General features: G+C 79.9%; 1 protein-coding gene and 1 pseudogene. Both read left to right on the forward strand.

All coding sequences use genetic code 11. The features are described 5' to 3' along the window. A partial coding sequence (locus tag B4M60_RS10695) for a 5-oxoprolinase subunit B family protein (RefSeq protein WP_291083462.1) occupies positions 1–820 on the forward strand: 820 nt, incomplete at its 5' end. Then, a pseudogene (locus B4M60_RS10700) lies at positions 817–1145 on the forward strand (urea amidolyase); the annotation flags it as partial. The gene B4M60_RS10695 and the pseudogene B4M60_RS10700, both read left to right, overlap by 4 nt.

Below are 1145 nucleotides of genomic sequence, written 5' to 3' on the forward strand. Positions count from 1 at the left end.
CGCCGGGCGGGGGGAACGGCGCCGGGTGACGACGACGAGGATCCGCCGCTGCGGTGAGGCCGCGCTGCTGCTGGACTGTGCCGATCTTGCCGAGGCGGTGGCGCTGGCCGGCCGGGTGGAGCGGTTGCGCCCCGAGGCCGTGGACGTGGTGGCGGCGGCCCGCACCGTGCTGGTGACCGCGCGGGACGCCGCCGCCCTGCCCGCGCTGCGCCGGCGGCTCGAGGAGCTGCTGGCCCAGCGGCCGCCCCACCAGCCGGCTCCGCCGTTCGAGCCGTCGGTTCCGCCGCCCCACCCGTCGGCTCCGCCGCCCCGCGGTGGGACCGGCCACCCGGACGTGGGCGGAGCCGGCGGGGCGGTGGCGCAGCCGCCGGGGGTGGTGACGCTGGAGGTCCGCTACGACGGGCCGGACCTCGTGGCGGTCGCCGAGCTGGCCGGCGTGTCGACCGAGGCGCTGGTCCGCCGGCACACCGCCATCACGTGGCGGGCGGCCTTCGGCGGGTTCGCGCCCGGCTTCTTCTATTTGGTCGACGAGCGGGAGCTCGGCCCCGCACCGCTGCACCCCGAGCCGCTGCACCCCGAGCCTCTGCCGGCGGTGCCGCGGCTGGCGTCCCCGCGGCCGCGCGTGCCGGCCGGGTCGGTGGGGCTGGCCGACCGCTTCTGCGCCGTCTACCCCGGCGCCTCGCCCGGCGGCTGGCGGCTGCTCGGCACCACCGACGCACCCCTGTGGGACGCGGGCCGCCCCGACCCCGCGCTGCTGGCCCCGGGGATCGCGGTCCGCTTCCGGGCCGTGCGACCGCGGGCCGAGGGCGCGACCCGATGAGCCTGATGGTCCTGCGGGCCGGCCCGTCCGCGCTGATCCAGGACCTGGGCCGGCCCGGCCACGCCTCGCTCGGGGTCACCGCCTCGGGCGCCGCCGATCGCGCCGCCGCCGCGCTGGCCCTGCGCTGCCTGGGGACCGACCCCGGCGCCGCGGTGCTCGAGGTGCTGCTCGGCGGGCTGGTGGTCATGACGGACACCCCGGTGGTGGTGGCGGTGACAGGGGCGCGGGGCCTCGTCGTCGTCACCACCTCCTCCGGCTCCCGCCGCCTCGCCGCCACCGGCGAGGTCCTCCGGCTGGAGGCGGGCTCGACGCTGGAGATCGGCCG

It is taken from the genome of Dietzia sp. UBA5065 (assembly GCA_002415925.1).
Classification (GTDB): Bacteria; Actinomycetota; Actinomycetes; order Mycobacteriales; family Mycobacteriaceae; genus Dietzia.